The sequence below is a fragment of the Paenibacillus sp. BIC5C1 genome (genome assembly GCF_032399705.1).
Classification (GTDB): Bacteria; Bacillota; Bacilli; order Paenibacillales; family Paenibacillaceae; genus Paenibacillus; species Paenibacillus taichungensis_A.
The window spans coordinates 5,415,198-5,439,171 of sequence record NZ_CP135922.1 but is presented as its reverse complement, the minus strand read 5'-3'; the positions used below and the strand labels follow the sequence as shown (position 1 = coordinate 5,439,171).

The 23,974-nt window shown below is 48.7% G+C and carries 14 protein-coding genes and 1 riboswitch; of the genes, 12 read left to right on the top strand and 2 right to left on the bottom strand.

Going from position 1 to position 23,974, the window contains the following annotated elements; all coding sequences use genetic code 11:
• Positions 1-188 precede the first annotated feature (188 nt).
• The 8 genes from RS891_RS24350 (at position 189) to RS891_RS24315 (ending at position 14,182) form a co-directional block, all read left to right on the top strand.
• Complete coding sequence (locus RS891_RS24350) at positions 189-3,179, top strand: histidine kinase (RefSeq protein ID WP_315793437.1); 2,991 nt, start codon at positions 189-191, stop codon at positions 3,177-3,179.
• A 26-nt stretch (positions 3,180-3,205) separates the two neighbouring features.
• On the top strand, positions 3,206-4,330 hold the full coding sequence (locus tag RS891_RS24345; protein ID WP_315796421.1) for a response regulator: 1,125 nt from the start codon (positions 3,206-3,208) through the stop codon (positions 4,328-4,330).
• Positions 4,331-4,643: 313 nt separating this feature from the next.
• Positions 4,644-6,038: a stalk domain-containing protein gene (locus RS891_RS24340; protein WP_315793436.1), complete on the top strand. Its 1,395-nt coding sequence runs from the start codon at positions 4,644-4,646 to the stop codon at positions 6,036-6,038.
• Between the two features lie 55 nt (positions 6,039-6,093).
• Positions 6,094-6,957, top strand: coding sequence for a phosphate ABC transporter substrate-binding protein (locus RS891_RS24335; protein WP_063565318.1), 864 nt, complete (start codon positions 6,094-6,096; stop codon positions 6,955-6,957).
• Positions 6,958-7,064: 107 nt separating this feature from the next.
• Positions 7,065-8,033, top strand: a complete 969-nt coding sequence (gene pstC, locus RS891_RS24330) for a phosphate ABC transporter permease subunit PstC (protein WP_113053551.1) — start codon at positions 7,065-7,067, stop codon at positions 8,031-8,033.
• Positions 8,030-8,938: a phosphate ABC transporter permease PstA gene (gene pstA, locus RS891_RS24325; protein ID WP_315793435.1), complete on the top strand. Its 909-nt coding sequence runs from the start codon at positions 8,030-8,032 to the stop codon at positions 8,936-8,938. Before pstC ends, pstA begins: the two co-directional genes overlap by 4 nt.
• A 53-nt stretch (positions 8,939-8,991) precedes the next feature.
• Positions 8,992-9,747 (top strand): phosphate ABC transporter ATP-binding protein PstB, encoded by a 756-nt coding sequence (pstB, locus tag RS891_RS24320; protein WP_315793434.1) that lies wholly within the window; start codon positions 8,992-8,994, stop codon positions 9,745-9,747.
• Between the two features lie 898 nt (positions 9,748-10,645).
• The gene (locus tag RS891_RS24315; protein ID WP_315793433.1) at positions 10,646-14,182 is read left to right on the top strand and encodes an S-layer homology domain-containing protein; all 3,537 of its coding nucleotides are present in this window, start codon (positions 10,646-10,648) and stop codon (positions 14,180-14,182) included.
• 288 nt (positions 14,183-14,470) lie between these two features.
• Here the strand turns inward: RS891_RS24315 and RS891_RS24310 are convergent, their stop codons facing one another.
• Positions 14,471-15,100 carry a TetR/AcrR family transcriptional regulator gene (locus RS891_RS24310; RefSeq protein ID WP_113053555.1) on the bottom strand — a complete coding sequence of 210 codons (630 nt, stop codon included), beginning with the start codon at positions 15,098-15,100 and terminating at the stop codon, positions 14,471-14,473.
• Between the two features lie 176 nt (positions 15,101-15,276).
• On the bottom strand, positions 15,277-16,602 hold the full coding sequence (locus tag RS891_RS24305; RefSeq protein ID WP_113053556.1) for an APC family permease: 1,326 nt from the start codon (positions 16,600-16,602) through the stop codon (positions 15,277-15,279).
• A 239-nt stretch (positions 16,603-16,841) separates the two neighbouring features.
• A riboswitch (guanidine-I (ykkC/yxkD leader) is annotated at positions 16,842-16,962 on the top strand.
• Between the two features lie 72 nt (positions 16,963-17,034).
• Between RS891_RS24305 and RS891_RS24300 the strand changes: the two genes are divergently transcribed.
• From RS891_RS24300 to atzF, 4 genes are read left to right on the top strand one after another with little or no spacing between them, the layout of a single operon-like run.
• On the top strand, positions 17,035-17,748 hold the full coding sequence (locus RS891_RS24300) for an urea amidolyase associated protein UAAP1 (RefSeq protein ID WP_315793432.1): 714 nt from the start codon (positions 17,035-17,037) through the stop codon (positions 17,746-17,748).
• Position 17,749: 1 nt separating this feature from the next.
• Positions 17,750-18,424, top strand: coding sequence for an urea amidolyase associated protein UAAP2 (locus RS891_RS24295; RefSeq protein ID WP_113053558.1), 675 nt, complete (start codon positions 17,750-17,752; stop codon positions 18,422-18,424).
• Positions 18,417-22,142, top strand: a complete 3,726-nt coding sequence (gene uca, locus RS891_RS24290) for an urea carboxylase (RefSeq protein WP_315793431.1) — start codon at positions 18,417-18,419, stop codon at positions 22,140-22,142. The genes RS891_RS24295 and uca overlap by 8 nt, the downstream gene beginning before the upstream one ends.
• Positions 22,139-23,881 (top strand): allophanate hydrolase, encoded by a 1,743-nt coding sequence (gene atzF / locus RS891_RS24285; RefSeq protein ID WP_315793430.1) that lies wholly within the window; start codon positions 22,139-22,141, stop codon positions 23,879-23,881. Before uca ends, atzF begins: the two co-directional genes overlap by 4 nt.
• Positions 23,882-23,974: the final 93 nt, after the last annotated feature.

The following is a 23,974-nucleotide window of genomic DNA, read 5'->3' as shown; positions in this document are numbered from 1 at the left end:
GCAGCATCAGATGAACTCCAGAGGCATCTGCGGATGCCTTTTTTTCATCGTTATATCGTAGCCTGGGAAAAGGATGGACAGGGTCAAGCGTGAGTGCGAAAATAACGCTATATTGAGTGGTAGCTGCTACGGAAGAAGGAGAGATGACTGTCATCAGAAAGGATCGGTTTTTGTTAGGGGTTGGATTAATGACAATGCTGCTCGCACTCGTGGTTGTGTTGCAGATCGGGGGTGGACGAGGGGCGCCTGTTGCCAAGCAGGGGACTCTGGAGTTGGCAGACTTCTCATGGACAAGCCATACCATTATTCCACTGGATGGAGAATGGGAATTCTATCCTGAGCAGCTGCTCTCACCACAGCAGATCCATCTAACGCGTATCAAGCCCATCATGATGCAAGTGCCTGGGAACTGGGATGAGGATGTGATTAATCAAGGCTATCCAATGAGCGGGAAGGGATATGGGACCTATCGCCTGATTGTGCGGAATTTGCCTCAGGGGGAGCAGCTGGCAATTGCCAAACGATATGTTCGATTCGCGGATGCGATGTATCTGGATGGGCAGCAGATGAGCCGATCAGGGCTTCCGAGCACGTCTGCGGCATCCTATATACCACGCAATGAGCCATATACGATTTATTTTCATACGAAACAAGCAGAGCTCGAAATTGTGTTACAGGTAGCTAATTTTGATTTTCGCAGCGGTGGCATCTACAACTCGATTGAACTGGGGTATGCCAGTCAGATTGAAAGAAGAACGATGATTCAGTCTGGACTGGAGCTGTTCATCATGGGGATTGTAGTCATCTTTGGTTTGCTGTTTTTCTATCTCTATCTTCGTCTGCATCGTGATCGCATTCAGTTGCTTTACGCGCTATTTTTCTTGGGTTTTGCCGTCATTGTGGTGACGAATGGGGAGCGTCTGTTATTACAGCTTGCGCCGGGAATTCCCTTTGAGTTCGCCTTTAAAATGAAATATGCAGCGGTATATGGTGTATCCGTCATTGTTAGCATGATTACATGGAAACTGGCCCCTGGGCTGGGGCAAACGATCAGAAGATGGCTGCAGCTGCCAAGTGTTCTGCTTGCTCTATACGTCGCCCTGATCATGATATCTCCATTTCGAGTGTATTCCTCCATTCAGGAAGGCATGTATATCGTTAACCTGTTGTCTTATGCTGTAGCCTTTGCTGTCATTCTGCATCACTATGTTCTGAAGAAATATGAGAGCAAGAGTCGTTCCCAGTTACAACTTCTCATCACATGTATCTGGCTTATGCTTGTAAATTACGTTCTTGGCATCCTCGTAACGTGGTATCCGGTGAGTCAGATTCTACTTAATTGTACAACATTAGTAATTTTGAGTGTCTTCGCCGTGCTCCTGATCTATCAATATGTCGGAGCTTATGATGCAATGCAGCGGCTTACGCAACAGCTTCAATTATCGGACAAGGTAAAGGATGAGTTTTTGCTGCTGACATCGCATGAACTGAACTCTCCGCTTCACAGCATCATTCATTTATCCCGTTCTCTTCTAGGAACGTCGTTGAGACGCACGAATGAGACCGAAATTCGAAGTAAGCTTCAACTCATACGCAATACATCATACCGGATGTCCAATCTTGTGAATGATCTGATCGATATGTCGCGATTTAGAGACGGCAATATGAAGATTGCGGTGGGCACTGTTGATCTGGTATCCTGCCTTTCTTTGGTCACTGAGGTGCTCGGGTTTCTGGCTACGGGAAAAGGAATCGTTATGGTACGCAGGCTGGAGCTTGAGGCCCGCTATGTTATGGCAGATGAGAGCCGTCTGCTGCAAGTGCTGTACAACCTTGTTTATCATATGATTGGTCAGCATAGTCACAGGGAGCTGGTATTCGAGTGCGAGCGGCATCAAGAGCGAGTGCGGATTATACTTCGTTTCGAGGCATACACGGAACAGTTTACCCGATTGGGGAGAGAAGACCGCGCTGATTTACAGAGTATGCAGAACGGTTCAGCAGGCTTGTCTGTTTCAGCAGAGCTTGTCGGCATTATGGGGGGGCGGCTTACGGTCAACGATGCAACAGAATCAATTCAGATCGAGCTTCCATCCGCAGAAAATGCTGGCATGGAGAGCGTTACTGAGACTGCAGTATCTCAGGAAACGTACGTAGAGGATTTATCGGAATTGCCATCTAGCAACGCTTCAGCAGCCATATTAATTGCAACAACCGATCTTGTGGACATGGAGCACTTGAATACATTACTTTCTACAGAAGGTTTTCAGGTTAGCTTTGCGGACTCCGACATAGAGGTGCAATCATTACTTGCAAGCGGTAAGCTGCCTGATCTCGTCATCGTGGATGCAATGCTGCCTGCGGTTACAGGTTATAAGGTGTGTAAACAGATTCGGCTGGAATTCAGCCAGGTGGAGCTGCCGGTTCTGTTTATCAACATGCGCAGTACACCAGCGGATATTGAGGCATGCATTAAGGCAGGAGGCAACGATTTTATTACACGTCCGCTGGATGCGGGAGAGATTCTGGTCCGAGTACATACCTTGCTCGGTATGAAACGACTGGTGAAGGAAGCTGCGAACAACGAAATGGCGTTTCTTCGTTCACAGATCAAACCGCATTTTCTGTATAATGCCTTGGGAACGATTATGTCGTTATGTTTCACAGACGGGCCCAGAGCGGGAGAGCTGTTAGGCAGCTTCAGTCGTTATTTGCGAATTCTTTTTCATCTGGATAACTCGGAGGAGTTGATTCCGCTCAGCAAGGAGATGGAGTTGATTCAGGCCTATGTGGAGATTGAGCAGGAGCGCTTCGGTTCACGTCTTCAGGTTGAGTTGGATGTGGACAGATCACTGAATTCCTGTAAAGTGATGCCACTCCTCATCGAACCGCTGGTGGAGAATGCTATCCGGCATGGGGTGTCGAAAAAGATTGATGGAGGAACGGTGCGGTTATTCATCCGAAAATGTGAAAATCGGGTTCAAGTGGTGGTTGAGGATGATGGGATCGGCATGTCTCCTGAGCAGGTCGCAAGTATTCTGGAAAGAGGCCATGCCGAACAGGGAATTGGCTTGCAAAATGTACAGAGGCGACTGAAACACATGAACGGACAAGCACCTGTGATCCAGAGTGAACAAGGTCACGGGACGAAGATAACGATTGAATTCCCATACCAATAAATGAAGCAAAGGGGGAACCTGTAGTGATGCAAGCGTATTTGGTGGATGACGAGCCGCATGCTTTGAATATGCTGGAAATGTTCCTTACTCGAACAGGTAAAGTACACGTCGCAGGGCGTGCGGCTAATGGCTTTGATGCGCTTGTGGCACTTCGGAACATTCACCCGGATATCTGGTTTCTGGATATTGAGATGCCAGGAATGAGCGGATTGGAGTTGGCAGCGAACATACACGAAGTGGAACCGGACGCCATGATCGTGTTCACGACTGCCTATGATCAGTATGCTGTGGCCGCTTTCGAGCATGAAGCGCTGGATTACCTGCTCAAACCCATCGAGATGGAGCGCTTGTCACGGACCATTGAGCGATTGACAAAGGAGAAGAACAGACCCACGGATCACGTTGTCGTCAAGACTGATAATACGGACAAGTTGTTTGTCCAATTGCTTGGAACATTCCGTGTTGCAATCACAAATGGAAAGACGATGATGTGGCGAACAGCCAAAGAGAAGGAGCTTTTTGCGTATTTGCTGCTGAATAACCCTGCCACAAGTGCAGTTCACCGGGATCGTATTATCGAAAAGTTATGGCCGGATGAACCTTATGAGAAAGCCAAAATTTATTTGCACACCTGTGTGAGCCTGTTGCGAAAAAATTTGCGGAACGTTGGTATTGAACATTTGTTGAGATATAAAAGTGAGCACTATATCCTGGATAAGGAACGAATCAGAGCAGACGTATATGATTTTCTGGACATTTCGTTCAGGATGGAGCAAGAAGATATGCCGATATCTCTAATCGAGCAAACCTTACATTTGTATCTGGACGAACTGTTACCTCAGGAGGATTACCCATGGATAGTGGAGCTAAGTCATAAGCTGGAGCAAATTTCACTGGAACTTAAGCTGAAACTTTCCGAGAAATATCTGGATTCACGTAACGGCAGAAAAGCAGCAGAGGCAGCAGAACGTGCAATCAGTCAATCGCCATATGAAGAAGAAGCCTATCGTCGTGCCATGCAGGCGTACTTGTACATGGGTAAACACGACCATGTGCTGCGGATCTATCGCAATCTCAAAGAAAGATTGACTGAGCTTAACATTCAACCCTCCTTTCTCACGAGACAGTTATATGAACAGATTGAGGTCTGAAGAATCGACATGTTCGGATACTGGAGCCGCAATTTTAACTCACAAAAAACGAGTCATGGATCATATTCCATCGACTCTTTTTTTGTATTTATGAAAACATTGACAATTCGTTAACAATTCCAGGATTTCCCGTTTACAAATCTCTCCTATAATTACAATCGTGATAGGTCATTTTTACTATGAACGTGGAAGTTTGGGGGGATGAGCCGGACAAGCTCTCATAAAGACGATACATGCAGAATACCAGACAGCAGGGCATGACAAAACAAGGCAAATTAAATGGAATAGAGAAGGGTGACAAGAGCCAATGTCAATGAAAAAAGTGTTAGTGGTGTCCATGGTAGCAACAGTGTTAGGTACTTCTGTGGTTAGTGCAGTATCGGCTGCTCCTGCAGTGAAACCTGCGGCTAATGCAGCTCAGGTGCAAAATTCCACGCTTACAATAAACGGTAACAGCGTCATCGTTCGTTCCATCGTTAAAAATGGGGAGACACTTGTGTCACTTCGTGATGTGATCAAAGCCATCGGCGCACAAGCCGAAGTACATAGCGGAACGACGGTGATCAAGCTGAATGATCACAGCGTGACGCTCCAAAACAATAGCAAACAAATTGTGGTAGATGACGTCAAAGTGAATCTGAATCAACCGGTTACCATCATCGGTGGTACAAGTTACATCGCTCTTCGTCCACTGGTGTCGGGCGTTGGCGGTACGATTGTCAAGCGAAACGGACTGCTTGAGATCAGTACGGTATCCTTGATCGATGAAGTCGAGAATCCTCGTTTTGCCGGAGCGGATAAGCTGATTGTTTCCAAGAGCGACAACAATGGCAGAAACGATTATCTCGTGAATACAACAAGCGGCAAATATGAGTTGTTGCTAACGACAGACGGTGGATCGGATCTCGTTATTTCGCCAAGTGGTGATCAAGCGGCTTATACGAATGCCGAAGGAGCCGTTTATGTTATTGATCTGAAGACCAAGGCTTCCAAACTGATCACGAGTGACAACAGCATCAAGCCTGAGTTGGTTTGGTCTGCTGACGGGAGTGCAATCTACTTCCTGCAAGGAGATAAAGGGTCTGTGATTGCCAAGCTGAATCTGGCGGATGGCGCGATTACGAAAGTGGTCGAAGACAAGGTGGATTATAAGGAAAACCTGAATGTTTCTGCTGACGGCAAGAAATTCATCTATACCGTAACAACACTTGGTACCGTAACTTCGGATACAACCAATGTGGATGAAGACAATGTCTCCATTGATTTCTCATCCAATCAACAGCAAATATTTTCGTATAACACAGGAGATTCAAAACCGGAGGCTGTGAAGCTTACAACATCAACCGACGACAAGGTATTTGTATGGTCTGCTGACGGACAAAAGGCCTACTACGTGAGTGTACCTTCCGAAGACGGTAAAGCATCGTTGCTGTCTGTGGATTCATCCCAAAAGTCTACGCCGGTGTACACCGAGTACGATGTAGAACAAGCTATTCTGTCAGGTGGAATCTTGTATGTACTGGCAGCCCAGGATGACAACAACAGCGTGATCCTTTCGATCGACCCGGTAACTGGAAAACAAACCAAGTTGTATACCGTATCTTCCGATGTATCATCCATCGCGGTTGCCGGATCACAGATCTCTGTGGTTGAGAACGGCCGAGTACTGGTACAAGCTGGCGGAAGCTGGAGAGCCGTTACGAAGTAATGTTTTATATCAAATATGATCACAAGCTTTTTAATTCGAGAGGAGTTTAATTAACATGAAAAAATGGATCAAACCCTTCACAGCAATGCTTATGGCTGTATCTCTGATTGGTGGACTGGGTGGCGCAACGACAGCATCAGCTGCCAAGAGCACAGAGAAAGGTAAAATCGTCATTAACGGTTCCTCCGCATTACTTCCGCTGACACTTCAGGCAGCCAGCGAATTCAAAAAGGATAATCCAAAAGTTAAAATCTCGGCTTCCGCAGCAGGTTCCATCACAGGTCCCCAATCCGTTCGTAAAGGGATCGCGGACATTGGGGCTGTAGACTGGGATGCATCCAAAGATGTACCTGGCTTCAAGAAATTTGATGGCTTGGTAGCCAATCCGGTAGCTGTAACAGTGTTCACGGCTGTCGTTAATACCAATGTGGGTGTAAGCAATCTGACAACAAAACAACTGCAGGACATCTTCTCCGGCAAAGTGACAAACTGGAAGGAAGTCGGCGGATCGGATGCCAACATCGTTGTAGTTAACCGTAAATTTGGTTCCGGTACACGGGTTAACTTCCAACAAAAAGCACTGGATGGCAAGGACTTCATGAGCAAAGGGGACAACTACAAAGAGGTTGGCTCCAGCGGTGATATGAAAACAACGATTGAAACAACACCAAATGCAATCGGTTATATTGACCTTCCGTATGTAACTAGCAAAATGAAGGCTGTATCCATCAATGGCGTAGCACCAACAGAGAAAAACGTCCTGAACAAAACATACAAAGTATGGGGTATTGGATATTACATGACCAAAGGTCAACCTACGGGAGCAACGAAAGCGTTCATCGAGTATATCCAAAGCAGCAAGTTCCAGAACGGTTCCCTGAAAAAACTGAAATTCATTCCGCTTGCTGCCGTTAAATAACGAAAGCTGCGAACGTTCATCATTCTCGCATTTCATAAGGAAAGGGATAGCCAGCTTCTGCGCACGGTCGCCAAGCTGGCTTCTCTATGTGAAAGGAAGAGCCCTTCATGATCGATTTAAATCCATCCACGAACAGCCCTGCTCCGAGTGAGCTTGGTCCAAGCATTGGCAAGGCTCCCGGATCGGGAACCCGTTTTGACCGTAAGGCGCGTTTAAGATGGTCCAATAAACTGTTTCGCATGATCTGTATTGGCAGTACATTGTTCGTTTGTCTGGTTCTGTTATGCATTCTGGTTCTTATGCTTCGTACGGGCGTTCTGACCTTTGCGGATGTTTCGCTCAGCGAATTCTTTTTCTCTACCAACTGGGACCCGGAAAATGAGCATTACGGCGCACTGACCTTTATTCTGGGAACGCTGGCACTGACGGGGCTCACGATGCTGTTTGCCATTCCAATCTCCGTCATCATTGCTGTGTTTCTGGCCGAAATGACGCCAAAATGGCTTCGCCATATTCTGCGACCCGTATTGGATCTGTTGGTGGGTATTCCTTCTGTGGTATACGGTTTCTTGGGACTGACGATTCTCATCCCCTGGCTTAGGGATATCAGTGGACATGATCTGGCGGATGGTTTGCTCGCAGCGTCCATCGTTCTGACGATTATGGTGCTGCCTACCATTAGCCGGATCAGTGATGATGCCATATCTGCTGTACCGAACAAATACCGGGATGCAGCGTACGCACTGGGTACGAACCGATTTCAAACCATAACTCGTGTGGTCTTGCCTGCTGCAAGAGGCGGAATCATGTACGCCGTCATTCTCGGGATGACTCGTGCCATTGGAGAGACGATGGCGGTGGTGATGGTCATCGGCAATACGGCGCAGCTCGCGAACAGTCTGTTCACGCCAACAGCCGTGCTGACAAGTAATATCGTTATGCAAATCTCAAGTGTCGAATTCGATTCCACCTGGAATCACGGACTTTACATGATGGGCTTTATCCTGCTTGCCATTTCCATCCTGATGATTGTAGCCGTAAGAATGCTTCAGAAGAAAGGGGGACGCTACTCATGAGTTTGAAGAAACAGGCGAACACGGTCCCTTCTTATTCGTTTGGCAAACGCAGAGGTACATCCACGCTGATGGACCGGATTTTTACGGGCATGGTATGGGGTGTAGGGATTGTCGTCATTTTATTCATTGTTGGACTGTTATTTCTTCTTTTGGAAAAAGGGTTGCCTTTGCTAAGCTGGGACTTTCTATATGGTGTTCCAAGCGAGATTGAAGAAGGAGGAGGGATTGGGCCGGCGCTGTTCAACTCGTTCTATGTGCTGATTCTATCCCTTCTGATCTCCATTCCCATCGGTATGGCGGCCGGGATTTACCTGGCGGAATTTGCCCCAAACAACAAACTCATGGAGATCGTGCGGATTTGCGTGGAGGGACTATCATCTGTTCCATCCATCATCTTTGGATTGTTTGGTATTGCCCTGTTTGTGGAGTTCTTCGAGATAGGTCTTACGATTCTGGGCGCCGCTGTCAGCCTTGCCTTTCTGAATTTGCCTGTGCTGACCAGGGTAACCGAGGAATCGGTCCGGGCGGTTCCAGTTGAACTTCGTAATGCGTCCTTTGCACTTGGCTCCACCCATTTGCAGACGATCCGTAATGTATTGCTGCCGGTGGCTGTAAACGGGATCATGACAGGCATTTGCCTCACGGCAGGTCGGGCATTCGGTGAGAGTGCCGTCATTATTCTGACCGCAGGGGTGTCTACATCCGGGGAAATGTGGGACTTCAATTTGCTATCACCGGGAGGAACCCTTGCTGTGCATCTGTGGTACATTCAATCCGAAGCAATTGTGCCGGATGCCGAGGAAATTGCGCAAAAGACAACGGCTGTGTTGATCTTTGTGGCTTTGCTCATTAATATTCTGTTCCGTGTGCCAATTTGGCTGAATGCACGCAAAAATCAAGCTTGATGTGTCAGGCTGATCCAGTAACCAGATCAATTTCAACACCGGGAGGAACTATTGTGCACCCAATCATTGAGATCAACAAATTGAATTTATATTACGGTCAGTTTCAGGCACTTAAGGATGTCTCCATTGAAATTCCGGAACGGGCCATTACCGCTTTTATCGGACCGTCCGGCTGTGGCAAATCGACGCTGCTGCGAACCCTCAACCGCATGAATGACCGTATACCCGGAACACGCATCGAAGGGAAAGTGGCCGTAGGTGGGACGGATATCTACAGCGGCGAGGTGCATGTGGAAACCATTCGCAAGAAGATCGGCATGGTTTTTCAGCAGCCGAATCCCTTTCCGAAATCCATCTACGATAATGTGGCCTTCGGCCCACGACAACATGGCATTCATGGCAAAAAGAAGCTGGATGAAATCGTGGAACAGAGCCTGCGTTCTGCTGTCCTGTGGGATGAAGTAAAGGATAACCAGAAGCGTTCCGCGTTAAGTTTATCCGGAGGACAACAGCAGCGCCTCTGCATCGCACGTGCACTGGCAGTGGAACCAGACATTCTGCTGATGGATGAGGCTACGGCTTCGCTTGATCCCGTCTCAACCTTCAAGATCGAAGAGTTGGCCCATGAGTTGAAGGAACGTTATACCATCGTGATGGTCACACACAATATGCAGCAAGCAGCTCGGGTTTCTCAGCAGACGGTGTTTTTCCTGAATGGGGAGGTCGTGGAATACTCCGCTACCCAAGACATGTTCGCCGAGCCCGTCGATTCGCGTACGCAGGACTATATCAGTGGTCGATTTGGTTAATTGTAGATCGGCAAGAGGTGAAGTCTTTCAGATAGTTATCTGGAAGGCTTTTTTCTGTTTTTGTAGTGGAAAACATGTCTTGCATGCAGCGTTAGAAATCGAGGAAGTTTTTTTATATACCAACATCCATTTGTTGGAATTCTATATTTCTGATATTATCAGTCTGCATCGCTTTAGGTTTACAATATTTTGGAGGGGTAGGCAAGCTACCAGTTTCACTAGAAATTGATTTAAGGGGAGGGCATGTCAAAAATAGAGAAAACCTAAGCGTTACGAAGCAAGAATATAAAAAAAGTCGTCCTAATTTATTTGGGTGGCCATGTAAAAAAGGAGTACATAGAATGAAATTTTTATTTGAATTGATGTTATCCATGAATTTAGGTAGGATCAATTTTGCCCCACATTTCACAACCCGTTAACTTCCTCTTCACAAAAGTAAACATGTAAAAGCTAAATCAAAACCCAGTCAAATCCAGAGTACCTGCGGATTAAGGGCGCGTTGCGCCTGTGCATTCGGGGGTTCTTTTTTCTATATTCGGCAGATGCTCCGTCCTCAAATATTTACAAAGTCCTTCATATATACCTCTTCATCACCCTTGTTATGCTAATTCTCTTCCTAATGCTCCACTAGCTGTGGTGGAACTTTCCTGAATGGTGAACAAAATTCGAATTTTTCTCCACCCTCTTGCAACCTTTCTCTAGTACATTTCAGCACCTCAATATGGAGAATGATAGAGCATGATCTTCATAGACACAGCAAAAGAAATCGTTAACGAAATGTAAAGTAATGCAGGAATATGTCAAATTTTTAATAGGCGCTTTCATTGCGTTGACCCAGTCCTCAAAGTTTCTTATATTTACTCCCGACACAACAACTCAGAACGGTGGTGGGATGATTTTGTTCAACAATAAAGGAAAGAAAATGCTCGCTATGCTTACGCTTATACCACTGGCTACAGGCCTTGTCATGGGAGCTTTTCCTGCTGCGGTAACCTATGCGGATGCAGGAGATAACACACCAACCAACAGCTCGACAACAGGTTCATGGCAAACGGGAGATTTGCACGTACATACGTTTGAGTCCGATGATGCGCAGAATTCGCTGGAAAATGTACTCGAAGCGGGACTGACGAAGTATGGTCTGGACTGGATTGCGCTTACGGATCATTTGCGGTTATCCAAGCGGGATCACAACGGAGTAGACATTCCAGGCGGATCGATTCCGATGTCCAAAGGGATGAACGAATATCAGGTGCCACAGATCAAGGCCCTTCAGGAAGCAGGCAAATACGCAGGCAAAACGATCTTCTCCGGTTTCGAATGGGACATGCCGACACATGAACACGTTGGTGTAGGGATTCTCACAGATGAGCCGAATTCGACCGAAGCGCTGGAAGCTGCAAACGAATTTGAGTATCGTTTTACCAATCGGGACGCAAATCTTTTCGATGCGGCTGATGTAGCGAATTGGGATCTGACGGGGGGACGTGCCTATACAACTCATCAGGATGCACTGGCTGCTATCAATTGGCTGGCAACCAAGTATCCAACGACGAGTTATGCAATGATCAATCACCCTTCACGGGGCAAATACAAATATACCATCGCGGACTTCCGTGAGTTCAACGATCTGGCTCCACAAGTTGTTTTTGGTATCGAAGGTATGCTTGGCAACCAGATGGAACCGGATCGCGGTGGGTATAACACGAGCTACAACGTAGCCAATCCGACCGCAGATGATGGATACAAATACCGTACATACGGCGGTGTGGATTACATGGTCGCCAAAGTGGGCGGTCTGTGGGATGCATTGCTGGGAGAAGGGCGTCACTTCTGGAACTATGGCAATTCGGATTACCATTTTAAGACGATTGGCACGAATTCCAGCGGTTATTTTCCGGGCGAATATGCGAAGACCTATTCGTGGGTTGATGGTACAGGTATGCAAGCCGTGCTGGAAGGACTGCGTTCGGGGAAATCATTTTCCGTATTCGGTGATCTGATCAACGCACTGGACTTCACGGCTTCCGGCGCGGGTACTCAGGCTGAAATGGGCGGTGACCTGGGTGTGACCCAAGGTGACGAAGTGGAACTGAAAATCCGTTTCAAGAGTCCAACCACGAGCAACAACTATGAAAAACCAATCAACAGTGGCACGTCTGCTGGACAAGTACCGGTGGTCGATCATGTCGATCTCATCGCGGGAGATGTGACGGGCAAGGCCGAGAAGGGCACAGCCGCATACTCCAAAGATACTAACGACTCTACCGAAGTGCTGGCAACCTTCACGTCCAACGATTGGACAACCGATGCGGAAGGTTACAATGTCATCACGTACAAGATCAAAGCTACAGATCAGGATAAATATTATCGCCTGCGCGGTACAAATCTGGGCATGAATGTTGCTGGTGAGACCGTAGATGGTGAACCGCAACTTGATCCGAAGATCACAACAGCGGATGCAGAGACTCGGTTCAACGAGATCAATGATCAGAACTATCGCGATCTGTGGTTCTACTCCAATCCGATCTTCGTGAGTGCTACACCTTACAGTGATGCACAGGCGGTAACGGATACGCTTCAAGCGATTGATCTGGGTGATCTCAACGCGGTCACTTCCGACCTTACCCTTCCTGTTGAAGGAAAACATGGAGCCACGATTAGCTGGTCCAGCTCCAACCCGGAATTGATGGATGCACAGGGTAAGCTTCTTACACAGCCTGAAAATAATGAGCGACTGGAATTGACAGCAACGGTACAACGTGGCAGCGAAACGGATACCAGAACGTTCACAGTCATTGTGGAAGGAACAAATAATCAGGTATTGGTGTTAAAAGACAACATGACCACCGCTGACGGCCAGCCGTATCATACGGATACATGGACAAACCAGTCCGTAACGGTTAGCGTAACCAGCGCAGTTTACGCGCCAGCCACTTCGGCGACTATTGAGTTATCCCGTGATGGAGGGCAGACGTACGAACCATATACGGAGAATACTCCTCTGGAGGAAACGGAGCCGGGAGAGCACAACCTTTTATTCCGAGCAACAGACGATTTGGAACAAACGTATACTTTACCTCTGGTCATTAAAATAGACCGCGAGATTCCCGTCATCACCCTGCAAGGCAGCAGCCAGATGACATTAACCGTGGGAGATATGTATAACGAGCCTGGGGCACAGGCTACCGATAATGTAGGTATCCGTGGTTCCGTGCAGATTGATGGCACAGTGAACACACAAGTGGCGGGGCTCTACACCATTCGTTATAACGTGAAAGATATTGCCGGCAATGCTGCACAGGAAGTCACACGTACGGTTACTGTACAAGCCCGTTCGGGCAATGGAAGTGGGGGTTCAAGTGGAGGTAATGGAGGCAACGCTGGAGGGAATTCCGGTGGAGGCACACCAAGCGTGCCAACAACGCCTACCGTGCCAACCACACCAACCAACCCGGATACGGGATCAGATTCAACTACTGAAGTGGAGGTAGATGTCGAAGCGAATCAGCCAGTACAAACGGGTCTGAAAGATATCGTGCAATTCAACGCTCCGGCTGGAGCCATTGGGGAAAAAGATACTTTGCAACTGTCCGTAGTATCCCAGGACCAATTGCAGAATGCAGCTTCGCTGAATGTACTGGGGCAAGCGGTCCAGATTACTCGCAGTGGAGGACGGACATTGAACGATCAGGCAGCATTGAGTCTGCAATATGATGCTTCCAAGCTGCCACAAGGAACACAGCCAGCGATTTACTATTATAATGAAGCCCGTCAGAGCTGGGTATTCATTGGTGGCAAGACGAATGCAGCAGGAACAATATCAGCTAATGTGAATCATCTGGGTACCTTTGTTGTGTCCAGTTACACAGCTGCTAATCTGTCCGATCTGAACGGACACTGGGCATCCGACTATGCAGATCGTTTGATTGGCATGGACGTTATCCAGGGTTACACAGATGGTACATTCCAACCATCCAAGAAGATTACACGGGCAGAGTTTGTTACGTTGATCAGTAAGGCATTGGCTTTGAAGTCCGTGCAGTCGGATTCGACGTTCGCAGACCAAGGCAGTCTGCCAGACTGGGCGAAGAGCGATATTGCCGCAGCTGTGCAAGCCGGAATCGTGAAGGGCTATGGAGACAACACGTTCAAGCCTAATCAGACGATCACTCGTGCCGAGATGGCTGTGATGATGGCGAATGCATTGAAGTTAAGTGCAGATGCACAATCGGGAACGAGTGGAGATACTGTAAAACCAAGCTTCACTGATGCGACGCAAACGCCGGCTTGGGCACAAGAAGCACTCAATACAGCCGTTCAAGCCAAAATTGTGAACGGATATACGGACAATACGGTTCGTGCAGGAAATATGACGACCCGTGCGGAAGCCGCGGCAATGATCTATAAGTTGTTGTTGGCGTTGCATGTGTAAGATATGAAGAAGAGAATTAACCGTATATAAGTAGAAAAAAAAACGGCCCATAATTGTCGAGATAACGTCTCTGTGATTCGTTACAATTCGGAATTGTACAAAAAAGAAGGAATTAGCGTATCCTCAATTCGTTAGAATGAAGCGAATTCCAGAACAAAGCGATAGAGAAAAGGCATCGAGCAAAGCCACAGAGCAAACCCCAAAAGGGCATTCCCTGTCTTCCGTATGACAGGGAATGCCTTTTTTCTTATGATTTTTAGCTAGAGTTCTTCTATGTTGAGCTACTGATTATACTGAAGCACTAACCAGAGGCCATGTTCTCTGCAATCTGACGTAGGCACGCTCCGCACCGCTGCGTAGCAACTCAACCCACAACCCTTGCAGATGCACCATGAAAAAGGCGAAGGAGCTTTCCGCAGCTGGATAAGGTTTCGTTCTTTGCAAGGGAACAGCAACCTGATATTGTCCAGAGTTAGCAAGGGATATGTAGAATTCCTGATCCGCCGGCTCCTTACTGAACACAGTGAACAAAATCTGCTCCAATTCATCGATATAATGATTACGCAAGTCCTGAATTGGAGCTTGCAGGTGCTGCGGAGGATAAAGGAATGTTTTGAGCATATAAGAAACACTCGGTTCGCTCTCGTAACGATCAATGAAGCTGGACAAGAATTGAAAGAGCACTTCTTTGAAAGCTACGTCAGAACGAATTTTCGTTAACTGACGGGCGAAGTCCAACTCCTGTGTAAGTGAATCATGCAGTAATTCGAGATACAACGCATCTTTACTTGTGAAATACGTGTAAATAGAAGGCTTCTGTATACCGACTTGTTGTGCAATGGTTTGCATCGAAGTGCCGTCAAAGCCGTGGATGGAAAATAACATCAGGGAAGCTTGTTTGATTCGTTCCAACGTCACAGCAATCCCTCCCGTTACGCGCTATTCTATTACTCTATCTGTTGGCTCTACATGCTGTGTTCTAACAATCCGTCAGTGGGTTAAGCACTACCGCCAAATCTCGTGTGCCCTCACTAACTAACATGTCAAACGAACAACTGAACAATCAAAGTACCATTGAACAAAATCACCTTTGTTTACAAGGCTTCATCCACTTTGGATATGCTTATGGTTGCGGGCTTCAAACGTTTAACAAGGTAGTATATGAGTCCAGCTACGAGCCATCCGGAGCCAAGCATCAACGAGGAAACATCGAGTAGCGTGATAAGATAAAATACAAATCCGGCACCGAGTAGCGGACATAGGAAACGTACGAACATATCACGGGGAGAACGCTGTTTTTCACGAATAATATAGTGGAATATAACGGATAGATTGACGAACAGAAATGCGGTTAATGCACCAAAACTAACAAACATGATCGCTGTCTCCAGGCTGATAAACATAGCCGATAACGAGATGACACTCATGAGAACAATGTTGAACACTGGAGTTCGAAGTGTAGGATGGAGTGATGCGAATGCTCGTGGCAACAAGGACGTTTTTCCCATCACGAACATAAGACGTGTTACGGTCGTCATGGAGGACATACCCTGAGATAGTACAGAGAATATAATGACAAAGGTGAAGATCGAGGCAAGTAAGGGACCACCGATCGATTGCATGAGTTCAAAACCTGCGGAATCGACATGATTAAACGTGAATGAAGGGTACATCTGCTGAATCAGGAAAGCTGTGACGAAATACATTAGTCCTGCCAATAAAACGATGATTATGATGGCCCGAGGGATGGTTTTCCTTGGGTTCTTCGTTTCTTCGGTCATGGTCGTAATGGAATCAAAACCAAGGAACGAGAAGCATACTAGCGAAGCTCCGGCAAGAATCGTGGAAATGGGGACACCATCTTGAGTATTAAGCGGATTCCAGCCTGCGGTGATCCCGCTCTGAAATGCTCTGTATACAAGTAAGGAGCAAAAACCTGCAATGAACAGGATCTGCATGATTACGAAGATTTTGCTGACATTGGCTGATGTTTTGATCCCGATAATATTAATGATCATGACCACAAGGGTACATAACAGAATCCAGACAAAGGAAGGTATCGAGGTGAATTGTGCGTGAAGATTAATACCGAACATGAGCACGGCGATAATACAGGAGAAGAGATAATCTAACAGGATGGCCCACCCGACAAGGAAGCCGATAAATGGGTTCATGGATTTGGTTACATAGGTATACGCTGATCCCGACACGGGGAACGCCTTGGCCATCTGACCATAACTGAGCGCGGTGAACAAGATGGCTATAAATGCAAGCAAGTAAGCTGCGAGAAGCATGCCTCTGGAACCTTCATGCAACACACCGAAACTGGTGAAAAAGATCATGGGTGACATCCAGGACAGACCCATGGTCACGACGTGAGACAACGATAAGTCTCTTTTTAAAGTTAGTTTATCTGACATAGAATCTCCCCCTGATTTCGGAATGTATCGATTTTTTGCATTGGTGTTTGTCATGACACCTCACATTTAACCAAGATTTTTTGGAAATCACAAGCTTTTTTTTCGTAAAAAGAGGTGAAAACGCCTGGAAATATAACATGAATCCGATCGCTATATTGAAGAAAATAATTAAAATAAAATTATTGTTGTCACTGTTTTTGTTATGTGTTAGGATTGTTAACATGAAAAGCAACCGAATACAAAATGTTTTCTAGGGTTCCGAACGGTGGCTCACACTGTTGCCTGGTCCGAGAGAAAACGCATGGAAGTAGCCGATCTGGCTCACATCCATGTACACGGCGGGAAAAAAGCCCGGGAGAATGTACCAAATTCATTTTTGGTATTTCTCCCGGGCTTTTTTATATTTTTTTCTACTACACAGGAGGTACTGATATGACTTCAATTCGCATCCAAGCAGGTGGCAAGTGGTCAAGTTACATTAGCCGGGGCAAGAACATTCGAATGACAGCAGCGGGGGATCGCGCTAACCTGACAACACTTCTGTTTCAGGCTTCCGATCCTTCCGAACGTTACAACATGCCGGATTCACTCAAAGCGCAACACACCGCATATCTGACATCCGGTCATGTGTTGATGAGTGATCAGGGCCGTGTCCTTGCATCCATTATCGATGACACGACGGGTTGGCATGATACGTTGTCGGGATACACAACACGTCGAAGTACGGATCACAAATATGGAGTCACGACCTATCAGCAGGAGCGAAATGACTGGTACCGTAGCGGATATGAGAATCTGGTGGTAGAGATGTATCGACATCGGCTGACGCCTCGTGATCTCTGTACGCCGGTTAACTTTTTTTCCAAAGTGGTCTGTGAGCTGGATGGCACGATGCGATACGAATCGCAACCGACTGCAGGTACTTCGATAACGCTTCGCACGGAAATGGAACTTCTTCTCGTCGTATCCAATACACCGAATCCGCTGGACCCGGAAGGGCGTTATCCAGATTCAGTTATTGAGCTGACGTTCAGTGATGCCGAGCCTGTGAAGGAAGATGATCGCTGCCTTGTTCATTGTGAGGAGAGTCGGAGAGCATTTGAAAATACCTGGCAAGCACAATCATTACTGAAAGGGGCCAATTAATATGAGCACATCAACATTTGTAGCGACCACGAGCACACGGGAACCCGCCACAGCGATCTACGACCACATCATCCCGGCAGGGGATGGGTGGATTCATGATCTGGCCGCAGGCCAGGTACTCCGCATTGTCGATCTGGAAGGGAATCAGGCGGTGGATACACTCTTTTATGCTACGGAAGATCCTGGGGATCACTATAGTGCTATTCAAACGATTACTGGACAGCAGAACCTGTATCTGACGACCGGATCAGTGCTGGTTGCGGAGTCGGGTCGGGAACTGCTTAAGATTACCGCGGATACCTGTGGCAGACACGATACGATTGGTGGAGCTTGCTCGGCACAGAGCAATACCGTTCGGTACTCCCATGATGCGCTGCCGATGCATAACTGCCGGGATACGTTCATGCTGATGCTGTCCAGTCGCCCGGAGTTCTCCAAACGGGATCTGGCTCCCAACGTCAATTTCTTCATGAATGTGCCGGTTACACCCGAAGGCAAGCTCACATTTGCAGATGGCGTATCGGGACCAGGGCGGTATGTAGAACTGGTGGCTCTAGCTCCTGTCACGGTGTTGATCAGCAACTGTCCACAGCTTAACAATCCATGCAATGCATACAATCCGACACCTGCTCAGGTGCTGATCTGGGAAGCAGAAGGGAGCGATTCTCATGTTTAAAAAAGTGCTCATAGCCAATCGCGGAGCGATTGCCGTCAGAATCATTCGTACGTTGCATCAGATGGGCATTGCTTCTGTGGCCGTCTACACCCAAGCAGATCGCGATAGTCTGCATGTTGAACTGGCAGATGAATCCATCCTGATCGGTGATGGCCCGGCGAAGGAGAGTTATGTGAATGCCGAACTTATCCTGAACATGGCCTTGGTGGCTGGTGCTGATGCAATTCATCCGGGGTACGGATTTCTAAGTGAGAATGCGACCTTTGCGAGAGCGTGCGGAGAGCAGGGAATTACGTTTATTGGACCAACTTCGGAGCATATTGAACTGTTTGGCCTGAAACATACGGCGCGTTCCATTGCGGAACAGGCGTCTGTGCCGTTACTTCCGGGTACGGGGCTGGTGCCATCGCTGGAGGTGGCGATGGAACAGGCTGCTGCGATTGGTTATCCCGTTATGCTCAAGAGCACCGCCGGTGGCGGCGGGATCGGGATGCGCATCTGCACGGATGAACAAGCGTTGCAAGAGGCATACGATTCGGTAACCCGACTGGCCGTTGCGAATTTTAACGATGGCGGCGTGTTTCTGGAAAAGTATATCGCAAGAGCAAGACATGTCGAGGTGCAAGTCTTCGGTAATTCTTTTGGAGAAGCGGTGGCACTGGGTGAACGGGATTGTTCCGTACAACGTCGGAATCAGAAGATTATTGAAGAGACCCCGGCACCGAACCTGCCGGAAGCAACGCGAAGCGCCATGCATGAAAGTGCCAGAAGGCTTGCTGCGACAGCAGGATATCGCAGTGCGGGTACGGTCGAATTCCTGTATGACCCGGAGACAACACAGTTTTATTTCCTGGAGGTAAACACCCGGCTACAGGTTGAGCATGGGGTAACGGAAGAGGTGCTGGGCATTGATCTGGTTGAATGGATGGTTCGGGAAGCAGCCGGAGAGATGGAAAATCTGGCGGCTCTGGTTCATCAGCCGCAAGGCCACAGTTTGCAGGTGCGACTGTATGCGGAGGATTGTTTGCATGATTTTCGCCCGAGTGATGGCCGGATCGATGCTGTCGTGTGGCCCGAACATGTTCGGGTGGAAACGTGGATTCGCAGTGGTGTACAAGTGACAACCCTGTATGATCCAATGCTGGCCAAGGTAATCGTGCATGCCGAATCCAGACAGGCCGCCATTGAGAGCATGATTGAAGCACTCGCTGCATTGCGAGTATATGGCATAACCACCAACCAGACTTACATTCAGGCGTTTCTGGATACGGAGCCTTTTCGGGAAGGGTTGGTATATACGAACATGCTCGCTGGATTCAGTCCGGCAGAGCATGCCATTGAAGTGCTGGACGGCGGGATTCAGACTACGGTGCAGGATTATCCGGGCCGTAAAGGATATTGGGATATCGGCGTACCGCCTTCGGGTCCGATGGATTCGCTTGCGTTTCGAATCGGCAATCGTCTGCTAGGTAATGATGAAGGTGCGGCGGGGCTGGAAATGACTTTGCGCGGAGGCTCGTACCGCTTCCGTGATGAAATGACATTCTGCCTGACAGGTGCGGATATGTCTGCAACGCTGGATGGAACACCGATTCCGCTCTACACACCCACACTTGCGGCTCAGGGTTCTACTTTAGTTCTGGGTGAAGCTGTGGTCGGCATGCGGGGTTACCTGCTTGTCTCTGGGGGACTGGATATGCCGCTGACGCTGGGCAGTGCGTCAACCTTTACTCTGGGGGAGTTCGGCGGGCATACGGGCAGTGCACTGCGAACGGGAGCGGTATTGCGAGTTCATCCAGAGCGGCAGCAGGAGCAACAGCAAAGTCAGCAGCGGAATCAGGAGCAAGAGCAAGTGCAGCAGTCTAAGCCAGAGGGAATGCAGCAACAAGTGCAGCAAGGCCAGCAACAGAAAACTGTTTTGCAGCCGCTCTCTCTTCATCAACAACCGGAATTAACCCATAACTGGATGATTGGTGTTATTCCGGGGCCTCACTGCACGCAGGAATATCTTTTACAGGAATATTTGGAGCAGTTGACGGAGACGGAGTGGGAAGTTCATTTTAACAGCTCACGTACAGGCGTGCGTTTGATTGGCCCTAAGCCGCTGTGGGCAAGAGAAGATGGCGGAGACGCCGGGCTTCATCCATCCAACATTCATGATAATGCCTATGCGGTTGGGGCACTTGATCTGACCGGAGATATGCCAATTCTTTTGGGGCCGGATGGACCGAGTCTGGGAGGATTCGTATGTCCGGTGACAACGGCGTCGGCGGAATTCTGGAAAGTCGGACAGCTGTCTCCGGGCGACAAAATAAAGTTTAGGCTGATCACAGTGGAGGAAGCCGAGCAGCTCCGGGATGCACAGCATACCTATCTCGATGCATTGATCGAGGGGGGCGAACGTCTTTCTTTGCCGAAACTGTTGGATATTTCTTCTGACGCCTATATGCCAATTCTCGCTTATGAGGAGCAGGGACGTCGGTTCAAGATCGGTATTCGTTGCTCTGGTGACGAGAATATTCTGATTGAATATGGAGATCGGGAACTGGATCTTCTGTATCGCTTCCAGGTCTATGTTTTAATGCAAACGGTGCGTGACAGTGGACTGATACCGTTCATCGAGATGACACCGGGCATTCGCTCCTTGCAGATTCATCTGGACAGCACCCGAATGACGGTGAAGGAAGCCGCAGCGATCATTATGGAACTGGATCTGCAATTGCCGTCGCTGGATTCAATTGAAGTGCCATCCCGGATTGTGAAGCTGCCGCTGTCCTGGGATGATCCGGCCACCCAACTGGCGATTGAACGTTACCAGCAAAATGTACGCCCGGATGCGCCTTGGTGCCCCAGTAATCTGGAATTCATTCGTCGCATGAACGGATTCGGCTCGCTGGAAGAAGTCGCTGAAGTGGTATTTAACGCATCCTATCTGGTGATGGGACTGGGTGACGTATATCTCGGAGCGCCAGTAGCTGTACCGCTTGATCCGCGTCATCGTCTGGTGACGACCAAATATAATCCTGCACGCACATGGACACCGGAGAATGCGGTTGGCATTGGCGGCGCGTACCTGTGCATTTATGGCATGGAGGGGCCGGGTGGATATCAATTTGTCGGTCGTACGATCCAGATGTGGAACAAATTCAGAGAGACAACCAACTTCCAGCAGGGCAAACCGTGGTTGCTGCGTTTCTTCGATCAGATTCAGTTCTATCCGGTATCCAAGGAGGAGCTGTTGCAGATGAGAGAGGACTTCCCGCGCGGGCAGATGGTGGTTGACGTGGAAGAGACAACGTTCAATCTGGGTGAATATCTCAGCTGGCTGGAAGAGATTCAGGAGCCTTCCGCACGTTTCCGGGATTCACAGCAGGCTGCATTCCAGCAGGAGCGGGAGTACTGGAAGGAGCTTGGCATCGCAGAACATGTGTCCGAACCGGAAGGTGCGAGTGCGGCGGAGCAAGAGGCTTTGCCCGAAGGAAGTCTGGAAGTGAACAGTTCGATGTCCGGCAGTGTATGGAAGGTGCTTGTGGAAGTGGGTCAGAAGGTACTCCAAGGCGAAGACATTATAATAGAAGAAAGTATGAAAATGGAGTTCCCGCAAAAGGCACCTTATGACGGAATTGTCGCTTCCATCTATGTCTCATCAGGGGACCAGGTTCGTGCCGGGGACTGCATTGCAGCTATATATCCTGTAGAAGAGGTGAATGCGTCATGAACCAATCATCTGTACCAGGGCAATTCACCGTACCTAACTTGCAAAAAGCTTATCGCCATCGCCACTTCACCCCACAGGATGTGATCGAGGCTATTATCCAGCGGGCAGAGCATGCCCGGGATCGTAACATCTGGATTCTGCCGCCGACCCTTGAACGGATTCAGCCGTTCCTGGATCGACTTGCGCTGATGAAACCGGAGGATTGCCCGCTTTGGGGCATTCCGTTTGCCATCAAAGACAATATTGAGGTAGCCGCTTGGACGGTTACGGCGGCTTGTCCAGACTACGCTTATGTCCCGGATCGCCATGCGACCGTGGTAGAAAGACTTATTGCTGCAGGTGCCATTCCGGTGGGGAAATGCAATCTGGATCAGTTCGCCACCGGACTTGTAGGCACAAGAAGTCCGTATGGCGATACACATAATGCGCTTCGTCCCGAGCTGATCAGCGGAGGCTCCAGTTCGGGATCGGCCATAGCGGTAGCGTCTGGTCAGGCGGCGTTTGCTCTCGGAACGGATACCGCCGGATCAGGACGTGTGCCAGCAGCGCTGAATAATCTTGTTGGATATAAGCCGGCGGTGGGTGCATGGCCTTCGGCTGGAGTTATTCCCGCTTGTCGCAGCATCGATTGCGTCACCGTATTCGCTCATGAACTGGCCGATACACAGTGCGTGGACGAGGTGGTGCGGGGTGTGGATGTGCAAGATCCGTATTCTGTGCATCGCCCGTTGAGTCGAGGGGAGATGCCGCGTACCTTTTTGCTGCCGTCCAATGCACTCGAATTCTATGGCCCTTATGCTATAGCGTATGAAGAGGCATGGAACCGGAAGAAAGAAGCCATTCTAGCATCCGGTGTAGCTGTGAAAGAGATCGATATTGCCATGCTACAGGAAGCGGCAGCGCTTCTGTACGAAGGTCCTTTGGTTGCGGAGCGCTGGTCTGATCTGGATGAATATGTGGAGGCACATGGGGAAGCGGTCTTTCCGGTTACGAAGACGGTACTGGAGTCTGGGAAAAAAGAAGCCTTTACCGCTTCAGCCTTGTTCAAGGCTCAGCATCGATTGGCAGAGATTCGGCGGCACACGGCGACTTTGCTGGAGGATGCCGTGCTGATTCTGCCGACATGCGGGGGAACCTGGACCCGCGAGCAGGTGATTGCGAATCCGATCGAAACGAACAGCAAGATGGGACTGTACACCAACCATTGCAATCTGCTTGATCTGAGTGCCGTGGCGATTCCCGCAGGCTGGGCAGAGGAAGGGCTTCCTTTTGGTATAACGCTGTTTGCCCGGCCGGAAGAAGAAGCGAATATCATCGTGGCATCTGAACTTCTGCTTCAGCAGGAAGATGTCATTACGGTTGCCGTGTGCGGACTTCACCTGCGCGGAATGCCACTGGAACCCCAGATGACTGGACTCGGTGCCGTATTCCGGGAAGAGTCGCTGACGGCGCCTGTGTATGAGATGTATGCACTGCCCACCACGCCAGCCAAGCCTGGTCTTGTGCGCACAGTAACAGGCGGCACATCCATTGAAGTCGAGCTGTGGGATATGCCGCGCGCCTCGTTTGGAGCCTTCACCGCGTCGATCCCCGCCCCGCTTGGCATCGGTCAAGTCGAGCTAATCGATGGCAGAAGTGTGAGCGGATTTGTCTGTGAGGCCTACGTTGCGGAAGGTGCCGAGAAGATCAGTGACTCGGGCGGATGGAGAGAGTGGATTGAGACAAGGGTTATATCTTGAGTGGGATTAGCGATATAAATAAATAAGGTGTCAAAAACAAGTCTTTCGGATATGATCTGAAAGACTTTTTGCTGTATGTTTAGATGGGGGAAC